This is a genomic window from Amycolatopsis cihanbeyliensis, assembly GCF_006715045.1.
In the GTDB taxonomy this organism is placed as follows: Bacteria; Actinomycetota; Actinomycetes; order Mycobacteriales; family Pseudonocardiaceae; genus Amycolatopsis; species Amycolatopsis cihanbeyliensis.
Genome location: NZ_VFML01000001.1, coordinates 4,526,159 through 4,544,885 on the forward strand (window position 1 = coordinate 4,526,159; position 18,727 = coordinate 4,544,885).

Below are 18,727 nucleotides of genomic sequence, written 5' to 3' on the forward strand. Positions count from 1 at the left end.
CACTGTAGCGGTCAGTTCTGCGGAGGCGAGTGGGCTGGCCCCCCGTGTGCGGGCTGAGCGCTCGAGTGCACGGAGCGCCCGCTGATCGCTGGATCGAATGCGGTTCGAGTGCGTTACAGGATCGGGAAAATTTGCGCTGAACGGCCCAGGGCGCTCGTACCCTTCGATGCGCTGATCAGGCGCATTTTCTTGTTTTCCGGCGATGTGTCCGGCAAGATCCGAGGAGCGCGTTTGCTGGGCGGGCGTGAATATACAGGGGTGGACCAAGGCCGACCTTCACGGAAGGTTCTTTTGTCATGTCTTCGTTACGGGGAACTCGTGCGCGCCGACCGCGACATACGCGAAATGTGGTGCTGCTGGGGCTGGTTTTCGCGCTGGTAGCGGGCCTGCTCGGACCAGGGGTCCGGTATATCGGTCCGCGACCGGATGCGGAGGACCGGCTCGAGGCCGCCATGGAGCAGGCTCCGGACCAGGAGTGGGGTTCCGCGACCACTTCGTCCCCTGGTGAAGCGGGTGGTGAGCCCAACAGGGCCACCGCGCGATCGCTGCAATCGAAGTATCCCGAGATCAAGGGCGGGGGCGCCGCCGATCGCGGCAACGAGGTCCGGGTCGAGCAGCGTCCGGAATCGGTGCGCGGCTTCGACGAGGGGACCAGCCGCGAGTTGCCCGGCCTGCGCACCGAGCACGAACGCACCTACCGCAACGACGACGGCACCTACACCACGGAGTTCGGCAGGGAGGCCCTCAACTACCGGGACGAGCACGGCGACTACCAGCCGATCGATCCCACCCTGACCCCGCTGCCGGGCGCCCGCGGCTGGCGAAACAGCGGCGACAACGTGCGGCTGGAGTTCGCCCGTTCGGCGGACGCACCGACGCTGGCCAGTGCGTGGCTGGACGAGCGACACGAGTTCGGGTTCGCGCTCGCCGGGGCCTCGGGTGTCACCGGCGAGGTCGACGGCGCGACGGTCACCTACCGCGGGGTGCGGCGAGACGCGGACCTGCGGATCGACTCCCTCGCAGGCGGGTTCAAGGAGACCATCGTCCTCTCCTCCCCGGACGCCCCGCACGCCTGGACCTTCCCGTTGCGTTTGAAAGGGCTCACACCGTCCGTCGTGGACGGATCGGTGGTGCTGAAGGACTCGACCGGCCGGGAACGGGCACGGATCCCCGCCGGGTTCATGACCGACGCCAAACGGGATCCGCAGACCGGGGACTTCACCACCTCACACGGCGTGACCTACCGGCTCGTCGAGCATGGCGGGCAACCCGCGCTGCGGGTCGAACTGGACTCGGCCTGGCTGCGGGACCCGGCCCGGCAGTACCCGGTGGAGGTGGACCCCAGCCTGGACACCTCACAGGCGAACCACAGCATGTACGTGCAGAACGGCAACCGGTTCGACGGCGGCACCCAGCTGAAGGTCGGCACCACCGGAAGCCTGCGCACCGCGAGCTATCTGGCGTTCGACGGGATCCAGGATCGGTTGCGCAATCACAAGATCTTCGGTGCGCAGCTCGGCCTGACCAACATGTGGTCCTGGTCCTGCCGGCCCCGGCCGGTGACCGTGCACGGCGTGACCTCCCCATGGGGCAGCAGCGGTGGCTATCCCGGCCCCGCTGTCGGGTCCGCACTGGCGCGGGAGTCCTTCGCCCGCGGCTACATCGGCCTGCACCAGCATGCCTCGAGCTGTCCCACCGCGACCGAGACGATCAACCTCGGTCGCGGGGGCAGGGACCTGGTACAACGCTGGGTGACCGGCGCGCAGCCGAACTACGGCCTCTCGGTGCGTGCCTCGGCGACCGACCGGTTCGGCTGGAAGAAGTTCGCCGGGCATCGCACGGCCAACCCGCCGCGCCTGTTCGTCACGCACAGCGCCTACGACGCGCGGTACCGGGTGGATCGTGGTGTGCCGGAACCGCCGGTAACCAGGACCCAGGGCGGCAAGGTCAAGATCACCGTGACCAACCGCGGGGCACACACGTGGACCAGGGAGGACTTCGCGCTCGGCTACCGGGCGTTCACCGCGAAGGGCAGGCCGGTCGAGTCGACCGAGGCCGCGTCCCTTCCCCATGATGTCCCACGCGGCGGCTCGGTCACCCTGGAAGCGCTCATCAAGCCGCTGGACCCGGGCGACTACCTGTTGGACTTCAGCATGCTGCGGCGCGGAGGGCCGTGGTTCACCGACGAGCAGATCCCGCCGACCCGGCTGGTCATGACCGTCTTCGACGTGCCACCCATCGTGAAGGCCCAGTACCCGCCGAACGGTTACTCGGCGCCGACGCTCACCCCGCAACTGTGGGTGGACGCGGTGGACGTGGACGCGCCGGTGGACACCGACCTGCGGTACCGCTTCGAGATCTGCCGTGACTACGAGGAACAACCGGACGGCTCGCTGCGTGGGATCTCCTGCACCGACTCCGGTTATGTGGACAAGCGCACCTGGACCGTGCCGGAGGGCGCGCTGCGGTGGAGCGAGGACTACCAGTGGCGTGCCTTCGCCTACGACGGCAATTCGGAGAGCCAGAAGCTGCCACCGAGCCACATCCTCACCGCGGTGCCGCAGCCGGAGATCACCGCACACCTCGCCAACGCGCCGTACAGCGGCCTCAAGAAGGACTTCGACCCGCAGACTGGGAACTACTTCTCCAGCGCCATCGACGCCTCCGTGTCCACCACCGGGCCCGAGCTGACCGTGGCGCGCACCTACAACAGCCTCGATCCGCGGAAGAAGCTGCTGTTCGGCGCGGGTTGGTCGACCCGCTACGACATGCGGGTATACCCGGACGAGGACGGCTCGGGCAATGTCGTGGTGACCTACCCGGACGGCCAGCAGGTCCGGTTCGGGCGCAACCATGACGGCACCTTCTCGGCGCCACCCGGGAGGCAGGTGGACTTCCACGCCAAGCTCCCGGAGGAGGGTGGCGGCTGGGTCATGGTCGACAAGAAGTCGACCCGCTACGAGTTCCGGTACGACGGCGTGCTGATGACGGTGCGCGACAAGGCGGGCCACATGGTCGAGCTCGACTACAACCCGCTGGACAAGCTGCGCCGCGCGATCAGCAGGACCAGTGACCGGGTGCTGTACTTCGACTGGTCCGGCGACCACATCTCCTCGGTCAAGACCGATCCCGTCGAGGGGGAGCAGCTCACCTGGACCTACGGCTACGAGGGCGACAGGCTCACCAAGGTCTGTGACCCGCTCGGCGGATGCACCAACTACGAGTACACCAGCGGGTCGCATTACCGCAGCTCGGTGATCGACTCCAGGCCCGCGTCCTACTGGCGGCTCGGTGAGGCCGAGGGCAGCACCGCGAACAGCCAGATCGGGGTCAAGCTGGGCGAGGACAACGGAACGTACGAGAACGTCACCCTCGGCAAACCGGGTGCCCTCGCGGACTCCGCGGACTCCGCGGTCGAGTTCGACGGCAACTCCTCGGCGATCACCGTGCCGGACGGGACCGTGCGCAAGAACCGCGACCTTTCCATCGAACTCTGGTTCAAGACCACCGAGGGCGGTCCGCTGTTCGGGTACCAACGAGCACCGATCGACGAGACGCCCAGCGGCGCCGTGCCCGCGTTGTACGTGGGCAACGACGGGAAGCTGCGGGGGCAGTTCTGGAACGGCACGGTCGACATGATCACCTCGGCCGAGCCGGTGAACGACGACCAGTGGCACCATGTGGTGCTCTCCGGCTCGCTGGCCACCCAGACCATGTACCTGGACGGCCAGAAGGTCGGCACGGCCGAGGGCGAGATCGACCACGACGACCTGACCTACAACCAGATCGGCGCGGCCTACACCGTGCCACCGTCATCCTGGCCGGAGTGGGGCAGCCAGCCGCGGCGGCACTTCTCCGGGCAGATCGACGAGGTGGCCTTCTACGAGTATCCACTCGGTGCCACCGCGGCCCGCGCGCATTTCGAAGCGCGCGCCAGCGCGGACTACCTCACCAAGGTCACTCTCCCCAGTGGACGGGTCGCGGCCGAGATGTCCTACGACACCGAGGCCGACCGGTTGCGGGAGTACACCGATCGCAACGGCGGCCACTGGGAGCTCGGCCGGTCGCGGGTGACCGGCACCGAGAACAACCTGGTGCGCACCACCACGGTCACCGACCCCGGTGGCAGGAAGCACATCTACGACTACGACCCGATCCGGGGCCGGATCCTGCGTTACATCGCGCCGCTCGGGTTGGGGTTGCGGCCGGAGGACCGGCGCAGCGACGACGATCTGCCCGCCCCACCGGAGATCCCCGGTTGCGACGACCTGCCACCGCCGACCGACGACGGCGATCCGGAGCATTGTGGCGGGCCGAGCAACGGTGGCAGCGACTGGGTCGGTGGCCCGGTGCTCGGGCAGGGCGTGCGTACCTACGACTACGACGAGGAGGGTTTCCAGACCACCATCGGCGACGAGCTCGGCAACGAGGTCGTGCTGACCAATGACGAGCGGGGCAACGTGCTGTCCCGCAAGACCTGCCGGGTCCGGCCGGACAACTGCCAGACCACGTACTACGAGTACTACGTCGACGAGAACGACGTCACCGACCCGCGCAACGACAAGCTGCTCGCGGCGCGGGACCCCCGGTCGAGCGGCCCCGATGACGACACCTACGCCACGAAACACCGCTACACCGGCACGGGTGTGCGAGGTCTGTTGCGGACCACCACGACACCGGACGGCGCGGTGGTGCGGCACACCTACACCACGCGTAAGGACGCCGCGGTGGACGGCGGTAGCACGCCGGAAGGCTTGCCGGCCACTACGACCGACGAGCGCGGCGGGGTCACTAGCTACCGGTACTACAACAACGGTGATCTCGCCAGCGTGGAGAACCCGGCCGGGCTGCGTACCACCTATACCTACGACGTACTGGGTCGCAAGATCACCGAGACCCAGCACAGCGAGGCCCATCCCGATGGTCTGACCACGAGATTCGAGTACGACGAGCTGTCCAGGCCCATCTCGGTGACGGCGCCCCCGGTAACCGATGCGGTGACCGGAGACACGCACACCGGGCAGACCGTGACCTCCTACGACGCCGACGGCAACGAGACCCGGGTCGAAACCCGCGATCTGACCGGGGGTGATCCGAGCCGGGTCACGGCGAAGGGCTACGACGAGCACGGCCGGGTCGACGAGGTCACCGATGCCGAGGGCGGCAAGACGTTCTACGGCTACGACGGCTTCGGCAACCGCACCTGGAAGGTCGATCCGAACGGCAACAAGTACGAGTACGGCTACACCGCGCGCAACGCGATCGCCGAGGTGCGGTTACGAGGCTGGCACGGCGAGCCGCTCGACCCGGCGGAGAGCGGCGGCGGTGATGGCGAGGGAAACGCCGAGGCCGGGGAAAGCCTGGTGCTGGCGTCCTTCGGCTATGACCTCGCGGGCCGCAAGGTCAGGGAAACCGACGCGATGGGGCGGACGCTGCGTTACCACCATTACGAGGACGACAAGGTCCGCAAGGTGGTCGCGAAGAAGGTCAACGACCCGTTCGACCCGGAAGCCCCGATCAGGGACGTCACGCTCAGCGAGTTCAGCTACGACGCGGCCGGCCGGCTCACCCGCGAGACCGATGCCGCCGGGCTGGTGACCGAGTACGAATACGACAAGCTCGGCAGGCGGATCGCCGAGATCCAGGATCCGGGCGGCCTCGCGCAGCGCACCGAGCTGACCTACGCCCCCGGCGGGGACGTGACGAAGGTGGTGCACAGCGGGCAGAGCTCGAACAGCACGCGCCTGGATCGCGGGCGGGTCGAGATCACCGAGTACGGCTACGACCGGGCGGGCCGGACCACCAGTGAAACCGTCCACAATGGCTCGCGGAAACTGGTCACCGCGCACACCTACGACGAACGCGGGCTGCGTACCTCCAGCACTGACCCGAGGGGGAGCACCACCGACTTCGGGTACGACAGCGTGGGCCAGCCGACCACGGTGACCCAGCCTGACGTCGAGGTGGAGACCGGCGGAGGTGAGCCGGAGCAGGTCCGGCCGCGGATGGTGACCGGCTACAACACCTTCGGCGAGGCGACCGCGCAGCGGGACGAGAACGGTCACGTCAGCACGGTGCGGTACGACGGACTCGGCCGCGCGGTGGAAGTCTCCTCGCCGGAGTACCGCAGGCCCGGGGCGGACTCCGCGGCGCGGGCCGTGACTCGCACCGAGTACGACGCCGCGGGAAACCCGATCACGGTCACCGATCCGCGCGGTGCCGTGACCCGTTACCGGTACGACCAACTCGGCCGGATGGTCGAGCGGACCGACCCGAGGGCGGACGCGGGCGATGAGCCCGGCGGGGTGTGGCGCTACGCCTACACGCACACCGGCGAGCCACTCTCGGTCACCGACCCGACCGGTGCGCGGACCGAGGCGACCTACGACGACCTCGGCCGCCAGGTCACCGCGACGGAGCTGGAGCGCTGGCCGGAGGCGGCCGCGTACACCGCGCGGATGCACTACGACGACGCTGGCAACCTGACCAGCGTGGTGTCGCCGACCGGGGCGACCACCCGGCACGACTACGACGTTCTCGGGCAGCGGACCAAGAGCACCGACCCGGCCGGGGTGGTGACCCGGTACGGGTACGACCTCGCCGGCCAGCAGGTGCGGGTCTCAGACGGGCACGGCCGGACCACCTACCGCTCGTTCGACCAGGCCGGCCGCAACACCGGGGTGTACCAGCTCGACGCGGCCGAGCGAGTGTTGCGCAAGACCTCGTTCGGCTACGACAAGGCCGGCAACCGGGTGTCGGTGACCGATCCGTACGCGCGGGTCGCGGAATTCCAGTACGACAGCCACAACCGGTTGGTACGGCAGGAGGAACTGGTCTCCGGCGAGGACAAGATCGTCACCGGCTTCGGCTACGACGCCGCCGGGAACCTGACCCGCAGCACGGATGGGCGGGGCAACGAGACCGTGCAGACCTACAACGTGCTCGGCCTGCCGGAGTCGGTGATCGAACCGCCCACCGAAGCTCATCCGGCCGCCGGGGATCGGACCTGGACCCTCGGCTACGACCTGGCGGGCAACCCGGTCACCGAGCAGGCGCCCGGCGATGTCACCAGGCAGCGCACCTATGACGCGCTGGGCAGGCTGGTCCGGGAGACCGGTACCGGTGCGCAGGAGCCCACCGCGGAGCGGACGCAGCGGTTCGACGCGGCCGGGCGGCTGCTTGCGGTGAGTGCTCCCGGCGGGGAGAAGACCTTCGGCTACAACGACCGGGGCGCGCTGCTGACCAGCGAGGGCCCGGTGTCGGGCAAGTCCGAGTACAGCTACGACGCCGCCGGCAGGCTGACCCGGCGGGTCGACGCGGCCGGGACCTCGGCGTTCACCTACAACCAGGGGCGGCTCGCCGGTGCCACCGACGGGATCACCGGCGTCACGCAGGGCTATTCGTATGACGACGCCGGAGCGCTTGCGGCCGTGGACTACGGCGGCGGCCGCCTTCGGGAGTACGGCTACGACGACTTCGGCCGGCGGATCTCGGACACCCTGCGGGGCTCCGGCGGTTCGGTGCTGGCCGCGACCGAGTACGGCTACGACCTGGCCGACCGGATCACCTCGAAGAAGACCACCGGAACGGCTGGGGCAGGGGAGAACACCTACAGCTACGACCACGCGGGCCGGATGACCTCGTGGACCCGCGACGGCACCACCACGGACTACGAGTGGGACGCCTCCGGAAACCGGACCCGTGCCGGGGACCGGGCCGCCACCTTCGACGAGCGCAACCGGCAACTGACCGACGGCGACACGCCCCTGACCTGGACCGCCCGTGGCACCCTCGCCTCGCGTGGCGAGACCCAGTACGGGTTCGACGCCTTCGACCGCGCGGTGCGGCGGGGCTCGGTCAGCTACGAGTACGACGGCCTGGACCGGATGTCTGCGCGCAACGACCAGTCCTTCGGCTACGACGGCGCGAGCCTCAACCTGGTCTCGACCGGGACCTCGGTGTTCGCTCGTGGCGCGGACGGCGGGCTGCTGGCGCAGTCGGCGGGCGGCTCCGGACAGCTGGCCATCACCGACCTGCACCAGGACGTGGTGGCGGGCCTCGACCCCGCGGGTGACGAACTGGCTGGCTCTGCGGCATACGACCCGTTCGGCCAGCCGTTGGCCTCGGACGGCACCCGGTCCGCGCTGGGGTACCAGTCGGACTACACCGACCCGGCCTCCGGCGAGGTGGATATGGGTGCCCGCTGGTACACACCCGGCACCGGCACCTTCACTGCCAGGGACAGCATTGATCTGCCGCGCACCCCGTCGAACGCGGCCAACCGCTACACCTACGCCCTCGGCTCGCCCACCAACTACACCGACCCGGACGGCCGGACGCCGCTTGCCGTATGTGTCGCCGCACCGACTGCGTGTGCTGCGGCTGGTGCGACCGCTGTGCGTCTTGCCGGGGCTGGCGTGCGGTTTGCGATCGGGCTTATCAGCCGGCTTGCGGGTTCCTCCGGCCGCGACGAGCCGGCACCCCCGCCGCAGCCGCAGCCACAGCCTGTCCCGACACTATCGCCGGGCAGTCTGAGCTTTGCGCTCCGGATTACCTTCGCTATTCAGGCAATGGTTCGATCAGGTCTGAATATCCGAGACGCAATTGATCAAGCGGGTGAGCAATACGGCGAGGGGCAAGTTCAGGCTGCGCTATCTAATCCGTCGGTCGGAGCGCCCCCTCCTCCACCTCCAGGTATAAAGGCCCGAAAAGATGCGCGGCAAAAGGCGATCAACGTTGCGCTACCCATACCTGAACAAGCGAAGAAGCTGATATATACCAACGGTATTGTGTCGGCAAGTCCGAGTACGCCTGCAGATACTGTTGTTGATGTTGTTGACAAGGTGCAAGATCTCTCCGGCGTCTACGGAAGAATCAAGGAAACTGTTCTCGATGCAAGCAAGCCGGTAATAAATAATGTTGCTGGTAAGCCGATTAGTGAACTGGCTCCGACTCAATTCCAGCAGATGGGGGGCTTCCAAGGTGGGCTCCGAAGGCAGCGTGTGGATGGGTCTTGGTATCGGACCTCGGCAATTTGGCGTCTGAACCCAGGCTCCGTGTCGGATGAGCTGGATGCGCGGAACATTACTCCTCAAGGATACAGATGGCGAACAGATAGCCATCTCCTATACCGCTTGGAACGCAGCTCTGCAGAAAATGACCGAGGTCCTGGTGTTATTTTCGAGCAAGGTTTTCGCTCGTTGGATATGGGTGGCCAGCATGACGTCCCTAGTTATGTTGCAGATAATCAAAAATCGCCGTTTGTTAGCACGACATATCGGGATGACATGTACAAAGAGTGGTCCAAGTCAACCCATATGTACATAGTCGATGCCCCGGGCGGTATTCATGTTAATGACACTATCGGTTCGAAGCATCAGTATGCTAGCCAACAAGAAGTAATTTTTCCAGGCGGTATTGCAAGTAGATATATCGTGGGTGTGAGGCGTATTGATCGCGAATCTGGTACTCTAGGTCCTGTGGTTCGAAATCCATACTACAGGCCTTGGAGGTAATTATCTTGACTCGACCTCCTGATGGGGAGCGGAATGCCCGCGTGTTTAATCGACATGAGAGCGCAGACGTGAACCTTCGTTACTGGGTTCAACCCGAGGTTTACGATAGGTATCTGATAGAGCTATCTGGATTTAATGGAACGTTTTCTGGTGCTGGTCCGGACCTTTTCGAAGCATTGGTCAGAATACGGGAAAAAATTGAGCCAATGGGATGGTTTATTGCTGTTAATGGTTCACGCTTGGACGCTTTTCCTAGTGGCATGTCGAGGGATATGGCTGGAGGCGAGCAAGTTTATATTCTCCGTTCTGGTGAGCCTGCTGACATTCACGATCAAGTGGATACGCTTGGTCCTGCAGATTCAGAAAAAGTTGCGAATATTCAAGAGCAGCGGAATTACCGAGATGCGCATGCGGCTGGCTTGGTGGATAGCCATGAACAATATGCGCCAGGGCGGCAAGAATGGTTACCTTTTGGTTTCGGAAAATGATCACCCGAAAATATGTTTTGTGCTGCCATGGCGGCGGGTTCGATGATTAGGTCGTTTAGCCCGGATCTTTCGTGAGGCCGATGTGTTGGATTGACCGATCTTCGGTGCCGGGGCAGCAAGATAAACATTTTTCGATTTTTGCCAAGTAATGAATGGTAATAACTTTACGGGTTCGTCTCGAGTCTGCTGGCTGTTCTCGGGTAATCTATTTTCTAATTTTAGAGTGTCCGGTTGTCTCTTCAACCCAGTGAGTCGCCTAGTTTGACACCCCTTCCTGCGGGGACGTCGCTGAGGGTGGCGAGCTGGTGCAGGTGATGCACCCCGGCCGGCAAGGTCTCGGTCGCCACGGCGGTCATCGCGCCGATCACCGCGGTGGCGTGCGACTGGTTGCGCCCGTGTGCCCAGCGGGTGGTTCCGTTGCGAGCGCGGGCCACGATCAGCCAGCGGTCGGTGCCGGGGAAGTGCACGCCACGCGGGGCCCGTTCGGCGTAGGGCAGCCAGGTGAGCCCGGCCAGTGCCGCTGTCGCCAGCCGCGAGTCCAGCCCGAAGTAGGTGCGCACCGGAACGCCGAGCTGCCTGGTCAGCACGTGCTGGTCGGCGAAGTCGGTGCGGTAGAGCCTGCGTTTGCCGAGGCCGGGTAGCTCGAATCCCGCGGGCCGGGAGTAGTTGCGCACCAGGCCACCGGCCGGATCCACGAAACGGCGGCCGAGCAGGCCGTAGGTCCACTCCGTCGCCGCGGCGCCGTGCCGCTCGCCCGCGCCGAGCAGCACCGCGAGGTCGATCGGGCCCGGTTCGGTGGTGTGCAGGTCGGCGGCCAGCAGGTTGGTCAGGCCCGGTGCCAGGCCCACGCTCAGCAGCAGCGGCGCGGCAGGCGTCATTCGCTCCAGCCGGGCCACGTACCCGGTGCTCGCGGTGAGTTCGACGAAGGCAACCCCACGATCCGTGGCCGCCTTCGCCAGCGCCGGATCCTCCGATCCCGCCGCGTTCACCACGACATCCACATCGGACACTGCCGGACCGAGCGACCCGGGGACCGTCAGGTCCACCACGCGGTCGGCGCGCAGGCGGTCCCGGCCGGCGGCGATCGCGGTCACCTCGCGTGCCGCCAGCTCCGTCATCACCCGGGCGCCGACCGCGCCGTACCCGCCCAACACCAGTACTCGCATACCAGGATTATGCCGCCGGGGTAAGACAATTCAGCGGCGCAAGGTGAGATCACTGACCACGGCGGCATGATCGCTGTAGAACGCACCCGGTCCGTGCCCGCGCATCCGCTCGTCCACCACCAACGACCCGCGCACGTCAAACGGCCCGCGGGCGAAGGTGAAGTCGATCCGCTGCTCGGTGATCAGCCGCTCGGCCGGCAACGGGCTCCAGGTCGTGCCCGGTGCGGCGCAGGTGTCCGGGTTCGCCGCCCGGTAGGTGTCCACGAACCCGGCCGCGGTGACGACCTCGGTGGCCCGTAACGGATAACTCATCCCGAAGTGGTTCGGGCAGTTCGCCCAGCGCGAACGCCAGTCGGCGGCGGGCAGGGTGTTGAAGTCGCCACCGATCAGCACCGGGTCGGTGTTCCCGGCCAGGATCCTCGGCAACTGGTGCTCGATGATGTCGGTGACGTACTCGGTCTGCGCCCGTTCGGCCCGCGCCACCTCCCCGGCCGGGTGCCGTGGCTCCAGCCCGGCCCGGATGCCCGCCGCGTTCTCGTCGATCAGGTATCCGTTCCACGGGTTGGTGTACGGCAACCACACCGAGAACAGGTTCACCTCGCCGCGCCCCGGAACCCACACCCGGGCGCCGCCGAAATGGAAGTCGGTGACCTGCCCACCAGAGGGCTTCGGGTAGACCTCGGTCACCGGGAAGCGGGTGAACAGCCACAGGTTGTCCTGGCCGTCCGGGCGATCGGTGACCCGCACGCCGGTGTAGCGGCCCTTACCGGCACGCCTGCTCAGCGCCCGCTCGATCTCGTCGCCGGAACCGTAGGTCTCCACGCTGAAGAACACGTCCGGGCGCAGCGCGACCACCTGGTCCAGCAGGTTCGCCAGGTTGCGCTCGTCCGGCTCCCGCCCGCCATGGAAGATGTTCCAGGTCAGCACCCGGATCCCGGGTCCGTGCCCCGCGCTCGCCACCGGGGTCAGGGTCACCGCCAGCAGGACGGCGACCAGCAATGCCTTACCGAGTCTCATGGCCCGCCATCCAACCGGTACCGAGCGAACGGTGGATGACCCGAAAGTAGCCAGGACGTCCCCCGCCGGGTGGCGCCGCCGCATATGAGTACACTGAGCAACGGACCCCGCGCGGCGTCCACCCTGTGAACCTCCCCAGGGCCGGAAGGCAGCAAGGATAAGCAGGCTCTGACGGGTGCGCGGGGTCCCCTACTGTCTTTGTGGGCGCGGGTCCGGCGGTGTCGGGGGCGGCCGGTACTCTCGGCGCGTGGCATTAGCGCTGTACCGCAAGTACCGCCCGGCGAGCTTCGCCGAGGTCGTCGGGCAGGAGCACGTCACCGAACCGCTGCGCACCGCACTGGCCTCGCAGCGGATCAACCACGCCTACCTGTTCTCCGGCCCCCGCGGCTGCGGCAAGACCTCCAGCGCGCGCATCATGGCGCGCTCGCTGAACTGCGCGCAGGGACCGACCGCGGACCCGTGCGGCGAGTGCGGCCCGTGCAAGGCGCTGGCCCCGGAGGGCCCCGGCAGCGTGGACGTCACCGAGCTGGACGCCGCCAGCCACGGCGGGGTGGACGACGCCCGCGAGCTCCGGGACCGCGCCTTCTACGCCCCTGCCGAGTCGCGCTACCGGGTGTTCATCATCGACGAGGCACACATGGTCACCACGCAGGGTTTCAACGCCCTGCTCAAGATCGTCGAAGAGCCGCCGGAACACCTGATCTTCATCTTCGCCACCACCGAGCCGGACAAGGTGCTCACCACCATCCGCTCCCGGACCCACCACTACCCGTTCCGGCTGATCCCGCCGAGTTCCATGCGTGAGCTGCTGGAGCGCAATGTGGCCGCCGAGGGGATCGCGGTGGAACCCGCGGTCTACCCGCTGGTCGTGCGCGCCGGTGGCGGCTCGGCGCGGGACACCCAGTCGGTGCTGGACCAGTTGCTCGCCGGGGCGGGCCCGCAGGGGGTGACCTACGACCGGGCGGTCGCGTTGCTCGGGGTCACCGATGCCGCGCTGCTCGACGACATGATCGACGGGCTGTCCGCCGATGACGCGGGCGCGGTGTTCGGCACGGTGGAGCAACTCGCCGAGGCCGGACACGACCCTCGCCGGTTCGCCTCCGACCTGCTGGATCGGCTGCGCGATCTGGTGCTGCTGCGCTCGGTGCCGGAGGCGGCGAGCCGTGGCCTGGTGGCCGCGCCGGAGGAACAGCTGACCAGGATGCTCGGCCAGGCCGAACGGATCGGGCTGGGCACGCTGTCGCGCTACGCCGAGATCGTGCACGCAGGCCTGCTGGAGATGCGCGGGGCCACCGCGCCGCGACTGCTGCTCGAACTGCTGTGCGCCCGGATGCTGCTGCCCGCCGCCTCCGAGGGCGAGGCCGCGGTCCTGCAGCGCCTGGAACGTCTCGAGCGCAGGGCGAGCGCGACCGGGCCCGCGCCGCAGCAGGCCCAGGCCGCGCAGGCCCAGGTGGCGGCCCAGGAGGCCCCGGCGCCGCCGGAGAACCGCTTCCAGCGGCCCTCGCAGCGGGCCGCCGCGGCGGAACCGGCCCCGAGCCCGCCGCCGCGGACCGCGCCCGAGCCGCAGGCTCCCGCGGCGCAGACTCCCCAACCCCCCGAACCGGAACCCGCCGAGCCGGCGTCCGCGGAACCCGCCGCGGGCTCCGGCGGCCTGGACGCGGCGGCCGTGCGGCGGGTCTGGTCGGACCTGCTGACATCCATCCGCAAGACCAGCCGCAGCACCGAGGCCATGCTCACCAACGCGACCGTGCAGAGCGTGGACGGCTCCACGGTCGTGCTCGCGCACACCGCCGAACCGCTGGCCAGGCGCCTTTCCGAGCCGCGCAACGCCGAGTTCATCGCCGCCGCACTGCACGACGTGCTCGGTGGGACCTGGCAGGTGCGCTGCGTGCACGGCGGGGGCAGTGCCGGTGGCCAGGCCCGCTCGGCACCGCAGCGGAACAACCCGCCGCCCCAGCCACCGGCCCCGCAACGCCCCGAGCCCGAGCCCGAGCCGCGCAAGGAGACGCCACCACCGGAACCGGAGGCGGAGCGACCCGCGCCGCCGAAGCCGGCCACCGGCGAGCCGGACATCCCGCTGCCCCCCGAGCCCACCGACGACGAAACCGCCTACGCGGAGCACGGAGGCCCCGCCCCGGAAACGTCGCCGAGCCGATCGGACACCTCGGCCGACCCGGAAGCGGCCGCGCACAGGCTGCTTTCCGAACAGCTCGGTGCGCGACCGCTGAACTAGGTACTCAGCCCGCGACGCACCGCATGGCGCGGCCACACGAGTGCGGCGAGTGCCCCCGCCGCCCACGAAGGCGCGAGGATCTCGCCGCCTGAACCAACGCCCGTTCGGCGTCCACCACGGAGGTCAGCGGACTGATCCGGGGCAGCATCCGCGGATCCAGTCCGCGCGCTGCCTCGTCACGGTGACGTGCCTGGTCGGTCCGCTGGTGCGGATCATCGGTTCGTTCATGGCGGCCACGCTAAGGTTGATTCCGGCCGCTTTGTGACCTGTTTAGCAGTCAGGCTGGCTTCCATGGCGAACACGAGCGCACGCATGCTGCAACTGCTCTCCCTGCTGCAGACCCACCGGTACTGGCCGGGCGGCGAACTGGCCGGTCGGCTGGAGGTCAGCGAGCGGACCCTGCGCCGCGATGTCGACCGGCTCCGTGACCTGGGCTACCCGGTCGACGCCAGCCGCGGGGTCGCCGGCGGGTACCAGCTCAGGTCGGGTGGCGCGATGCCGCCGCTGCTGCTGGACGACGAGGAGGCGGTGGCCATCGCGGTCGGCCTGCGTACGGCGGCCGGCGGCGCGGTGGACGGCATCGAGGAGACCTCGGTACGCGCCCTGACCAAGGTGATCCAGGTAATGCCGCCGCGGCTGCGCAGGCGGGTGGACGCGCTGCGGTCGTTCACCGTGCCCGCGGTACTCGGCGGCGGGCCGACGGTGGACGCGGTGGCGCTCACCGTGCTCGCCCAGGCCTGCCGGGACGACGAGCGGCTGCGATTCGACTACACGGCCCGGGACGGCAGTCGCACCACCCGCCTGGTCGAGCCGCACCGCCTGGTGTCCCTCGGCAGGCGCTGGTACCTGGTGGCCTGGGACGCCGAGCGGCACGACTGGCGTACCTTCCGGGTCGACCGGCTGGCCGACCCGGTCGTCACCGGGGCCACCTTCCGCCAGCGCGAGCTGCCCGCGCCGGACGCCGCGGAGTTCGTGCGGCAACGCCTCACCTCGCTACCCACCCGGTACCGGGTGGAGGTACGGGTCTGGACTTCGGTCGCCGAGGTGGAGCGGCTCGCGCGGTACGTGGGCGGCACGGTCGAGGCGGGCGAGGACGGCTCCTGCCGGTTGCGGATGAACGTCGACGAGTTGGAGTGGGCGGCGTTCATGCTGGCCTCGCTGGCCGCCGAGGCCGAGGTGATAGACCCGCCGGAGCTGGCGGACTTCCTGCGCGCCACCGGGGAGCGGTTCCGGCGCGCGGCCGGCACTCAGCGTCCCAGGTAGGCCAGGATCCCGGCGGCGATCGCCGCGGCGTAGCGCCGCCTGCCCTCGGCCGAGGACATCGCGGCGGCCTCCTCCGGGTTGCGCATGTTGCCGCATTCCACCAGGGCAGAGGGCCGGGTGGAGAGGTTCATCCCGGCGAGGTCGTCCCGGCCGGAGAGCCCGTGCTCGCCGAGGTAGTCGGCGACCGGGAAACCGGCATCGCGCATCCCCTCCCGCAGCGCCTCCACCAGCCGGAGGGTGGGTTCGCCCTGCGCCTCGTTCAGCGGTGGGGCGGAGTACGCGAGGTGGAAGCCGTGCGCGCCCGGGTCGGTGGCACCGTCGGCGTGGATGGACACGACCGCGTCCGCGTCGTGCTCGTTGCCGATCCGGGCCCGCTCGTGCACGCACGGGCCGACCCCGTCGTCCTCGGTGCGGGTGTAGGCGACCTCGATCCCGCGCTCGCCGAGTTGCTCACCGACCCGGCGCGCGACGTCGAGGTTGAACGCGTGTTCGGGGTAGCCGTCCTCGGTGGCGGTTCCGGTGGTGTTGCACGCCTTGCTCCGGCCCCGCCCCGCCGGCACCTGCCGGTTGATCGCGGCCGGATGGCTCGCGTTGCCGCCGTTGTGCCCCGGATCCAGCACGACCACCGGCGTGTTGGCCGCCCGCGTCGTCGTGTTGGCCGCCCGCGTCGGTGAGTTTGCCGCCCGCGTGCGCGAGTCGTCCGTTTCCGTTGGCGAGTTCGCCGCCTGCGGGGTTGCGGTGGGACCGCCCGGCTCCGGTGCGGAGCAGGCTCCCAACACCAGGCTCACGAGCAGCAACGACAGGCAGCGGCGCACGGTGACCACGGCTGACCACGCTGCCATACCGGCTGCGGCTAGGCTGGGAGGCACGTGCAAGCGAGTAGGCGGATCGGAACCGAAATCATGGCGCAACCCGGTGGTGGCATGCCCGACATGCAGCAAATCCTGCAGCAGGCTCAGCAGATGCAGGAGCAATTGGTCGCGGCGCAGGAGGAACTGGCGGCGACCGAAGTGACCGGCACCGCGGGCGGTGGCCTGGTGACCGCGACCGTGTCCGGAGGGATGGAGCTGAAGGGTCTCTCGATCGACCCGAAGGTCGCTGATCCCGAGGACACCGAGACCCTGGCCGACCTGGTGGTGGCCGCGGTGCGGGATGCGACCGCCAGCGCGCAGAAGCTCACCGAGGAGAAGCTGGGTCCGCTGGCCGGCGGCCTCGGTGGCGGAGGTGGCATGCCCGACCTGGGCAACCTCGGCCTTCCGGGGCAATAGGTTGTACGAGGGGGTAGTCCAGGACCTCATCGACGAGCTGGGGCGCCTGCCCGGCATCGGGCCGAAGGGCGCCCAGCGCATCGCCTTCCACCTGCTCGCGACCGACCCGGCTGATATCGCCCGGTTGCAGGAGATCCTGGGCAAGGTCAAAGAGGGCGTGCAGTTCTGCGAGGTCTGCGGCAACGTCTCCGAGCAGCAGCGGTGCCGGATCTGCCGGGACGAGCGACGCGACCCCGGCCTGCTCTGCGTGGTCGAGGAACCGAAGGACGTGCTCGCGGTGGAGCGCACCAGGGAGTTCCGCGGCCGGTACCACGTGCTCGGCGGCGCGCTGGATCCACTGTCCGGCATCGGGCCGGACCAGTTGCGGATGCGGGAGCTGCTGACCCGGATCGGCGCGGAGGAGGTCACCGAGGTGATCATCGCGACCGATCCGAACACCGAGGGCGAGGCGACCGCGACGTACCTGGTGCGGATGCTGCGCGACTTCCCCGGGCTGACCGTCACCCGCCTGGCTTCGGGCCTACCGATGGGCGGCGACCTGGAGTTCGCCGACGAGCTCACCCTCGGCAGGGCCCTCTCCGGCCGCCGCGCCCTCTGACCAGCTCCTAGCAGTAGCCGAGCTGGGTGAGGGTGTCCACGATGATCCGGCTCGGGTGGTAGCGGTCCAGTGTGGACTCGACGCGCCGCGTCTCGTAGGTGTTCAGGAAGTCGGAAAGCACCTCCGCGCGCAGCTCGGTGAGCACGATGTTGCTCCCGATGCCCTGCAGCCGCTCGGTGCGCTGCCGGTGGATCGCGCAGGGTAGCCCCAGGTAGGCGCATTCCTCCTGCAGCCCACCGGAGTCGGTCACCACGAACTGGGCCCGCGCCATCAATGGCAGGAACTGCAGGTAGCGCAGCTTCGGCTGGATGATGAACCGCTCGTCGTCGAACAGGCCCTCCAGCCCGAGCCGGGCGATCCGCTCCCGTTCCGGGCCACCGGCGAGGTACAGCACCGGCATCCGGGACGAGGCGTGCTCGCGCAGCATCTCGAGCACTTCCCGGTACTTGTCCCCCCGGGAGATCAGCTCGAACCGGTGCAGCGTGGCCAGGCCGAACTTCTCCGGCACCCCGGTCACCGGCGGCTCGGCGTCGATGGCGAGCCGCATCGCGTCGATGGCCGTGTTCGCCTCGGTGTTCACCACGATCCCGCGGGCCGAGCCGAGGTTGCGCACCTCCCGCTCGGTCGGCGCGAAATGGATGTCGGTGAGCCGCGCGGCGATCTTGCGGTTCAGCTCCTCCGGCAGCGGGCTGAGCAGGCTGCCGCTGCGCGCCCCCGCCTCGACATGCGCGACCCGCGCACCCAGCATCCGCTTGCCGATCAGCGCGCCGTACGGCGTGGTGAACGTGTCGCCGTGCACCATCACCAGCGGCGGCCTGCCGTCCTCGGCCAGCGCAGCTCGCAGCTCCGAGCGCATCGACCACGCGGTGCGGGCCACCGTGCTGGCCCAGCCGGGAACCTGCGCCGGGGTCCGCAACCCCTGTGCCCGCTCGCGGGGCACCAGCCAGACGTCCGGCTCCGGCAGCCGCAGGTCGGCGAGGGTGTCCGCGACCTCGTCCACGTGCTGCGCGGTGAACCAGATCTTCGGAGTGGTGCCACGGTCCGCGATCGCGTGATAAACGGGCGCGATCTTGATGAGCTCCGCGGTTGTGCCGACGAGAAACGCGATCACGACAAGTCTTTTCTACTGGGCGCCGGGACGCGGTCAGGATACTGCGTGCGGCCCGGACGGCCGCGGGC

10 protein-coding genes and 1 other RNA gene are annotated in these 18,727 nt (G+C 68.6%); 7 read left to right on the forward strand and 4 right to left on the reverse strand.

Features of this window, described 5'->3' with window-relative positions; all coding sequences use genetic code 11:
- Positions 1-350: 350 nt before the first annotated feature.
- On the forward strand, positions 351-9,515 hold the full coding sequence (locus FB471_RS20605) for a scabin-related ADP-ribosyltransferase (protein WP_170220880.1): 9,165 nt from the start codon (positions 351-353) through the stop codon (positions 9,513-9,515).
- Positions 9,516-9,583: 68 nt separating this feature from the next.
- Positions 9,584-10,003 carry a hypothetical protein gene (locus FB471_RS20610; RefSeq protein ID WP_142000049.1) on the forward strand — a complete coding sequence of 140 codons (420 nt, stop codon included), beginning with the start codon at positions 9,584-9,586 and terminating at the stop codon, positions 10,001-10,003.
- 239 nt (positions 10,004-10,242) lie between these two features.
- On the opposite strand, the gene FB471_RS20615 is transcribed toward FB471_RS20610, so the two are convergent.
- On the reverse strand, positions 10,243-11,169 hold the full coding sequence (locus FB471_RS20615) for a saccharopine dehydrogenase family protein (protein ID WP_142000050.1): 927 nt from the start codon (positions 11,167-11,169) through the stop codon (positions 10,243-10,245).
- A gap of 30 nt (positions 11,170-11,199) precedes the next feature.
- Complete coding sequence (locus tag FB471_RS20620) at positions 11,200-12,186, reverse strand: endonuclease/exonuclease/phosphatase family protein (protein WP_142000051.1); 987 nt, start codon at positions 12,184-12,186, stop codon at positions 11,200-11,202.
- Positions 12,187-12,285: 99 nt separating this feature from the next.
- On the opposite strand from FB471_RS20620, the gene ffs reads away from it, so the two are divergent.
- The 3 genes from ffs to FB471_RS20635 all read left to right on the forward strand — a co-directional run bounded on the left by ffs (position 12,286) and on the right by FB471_RS20635 (position 15,682).
- Positions 12,286-12,380, forward strand: an RNA gene (gene ffs / locus FB471_RS20625) — signal recognition particle sRNA small type.
- 53 nt (positions 12,381-12,433) lie between these two features.
- Complete coding sequence (locus FB471_RS20630; RefSeq protein ID WP_142000052.1) at positions 12,434-14,419, forward strand: DNA polymerase III subunit gamma and tau; 1,986 nt, start codon at positions 12,434-12,436, stop codon at positions 14,417-14,419.
- A 291-nt stretch (positions 14,420-14,710) separates the two neighbouring features.
- Positions 14,711-15,682 (forward strand): helix-turn-helix transcriptional regulator, encoded by a 972-nt coding sequence (locus tag FB471_RS20635; RefSeq protein WP_142000053.1) that lies wholly within the window; start codon positions 14,711-14,713, stop codon positions 15,680-15,682.
- Here FB471_RS20635 and FB471_RS20640 read toward each other — a convergent pair.
- Entirely contained in the window at positions 15,667-16,524 is an 858-nt protein-coding gene (locus tag FB471_RS20640) for an N-acetylmuramoyl-L-alanine amidase (protein ID WP_142000054.1), read from the reverse strand. The two genes, FB471_RS20635 and FB471_RS20640, sit on opposite strands and share 16 nt — an antisense overlap.
- Positions 16,525-16,584: 60 nt before the next feature.
- Here FB471_RS20640 and FB471_RS20645 point away from each other — a divergent pair, with 60 nt between their 5' ends.
- Positions 16,585-16,950 (forward strand): YbaB/EbfC family nucleoid-associated protein, encoded by a 366-nt coding sequence (locus FB471_RS20645; protein WP_142000055.1) that lies wholly within the window; start codon positions 16,585-16,587, stop codon positions 16,948-16,950.
- Between the two features lies 1 nt (position 16,951).
- Complete coding sequence (gene recR, locus FB471_RS20650) at positions 16,952-17,548, forward strand: recombination mediator RecR (RefSeq protein ID WP_142000056.1); 597 nt, start codon at positions 16,952-16,954, stop codon at positions 17,546-17,548.
- Positions 17,549-17,555: 7 nt separating this feature from the next.
- On the opposite strand, the gene FB471_RS20655 is transcribed toward recR, so the two are convergent.
- Positions 17,556-18,659 carry a UDP-N-acetylglucosamine 2-epimerase gene (locus FB471_RS20655; RefSeq protein ID WP_142000057.1) on the reverse strand — a complete coding sequence of 368 codons (1,104 nt, stop codon included), beginning with the start codon at positions 18,657-18,659 and terminating at the stop codon, positions 17,556-17,558.
- Positions 18,660-18,727 lie beyond the last annotated feature (68 nt).

Excerpts from the sequence above, each read along its gene's own strand:
- FB471_RS20615 (WP_142000050.1), bottom strand. The coding sequence starts at position 11,169 with ATGCGAGTACTGGTGTTGGGCGGGTACGGCGCGGTCGGCGCCCGGGTG.
- FB471_RS20620 (WP_142000051.1), bottom strand. The coding sequence starts at position 12,186 with ATGAGACTCGGTAAGGCATTGCTGGTCGCCGTCCTGCTGGCGGTGACC.
- FB471_RS20635 (WP_142000053.1), top strand. The coding sequence starts at position 14,711 with ATGGCGAACACGAGCGCACGCATGCTGCAACTGCTCTCCCTGCTGCAG.
- FB471_RS20640 (WP_142000054.1), bottom strand. The coding sequence starts at position 16,524 with ATGGCAGCGTGGTCAGCCGTGGTCACCGTGCGCCGCTGCCTGTCGTTG.
- FB471_RS20645 (WP_142000055.1), top strand. The coding sequence starts at position 16,585 with ATGGCGCAACCCGGTGGTGGCATGCCCGACATGCAGCAAATCCTGCAG.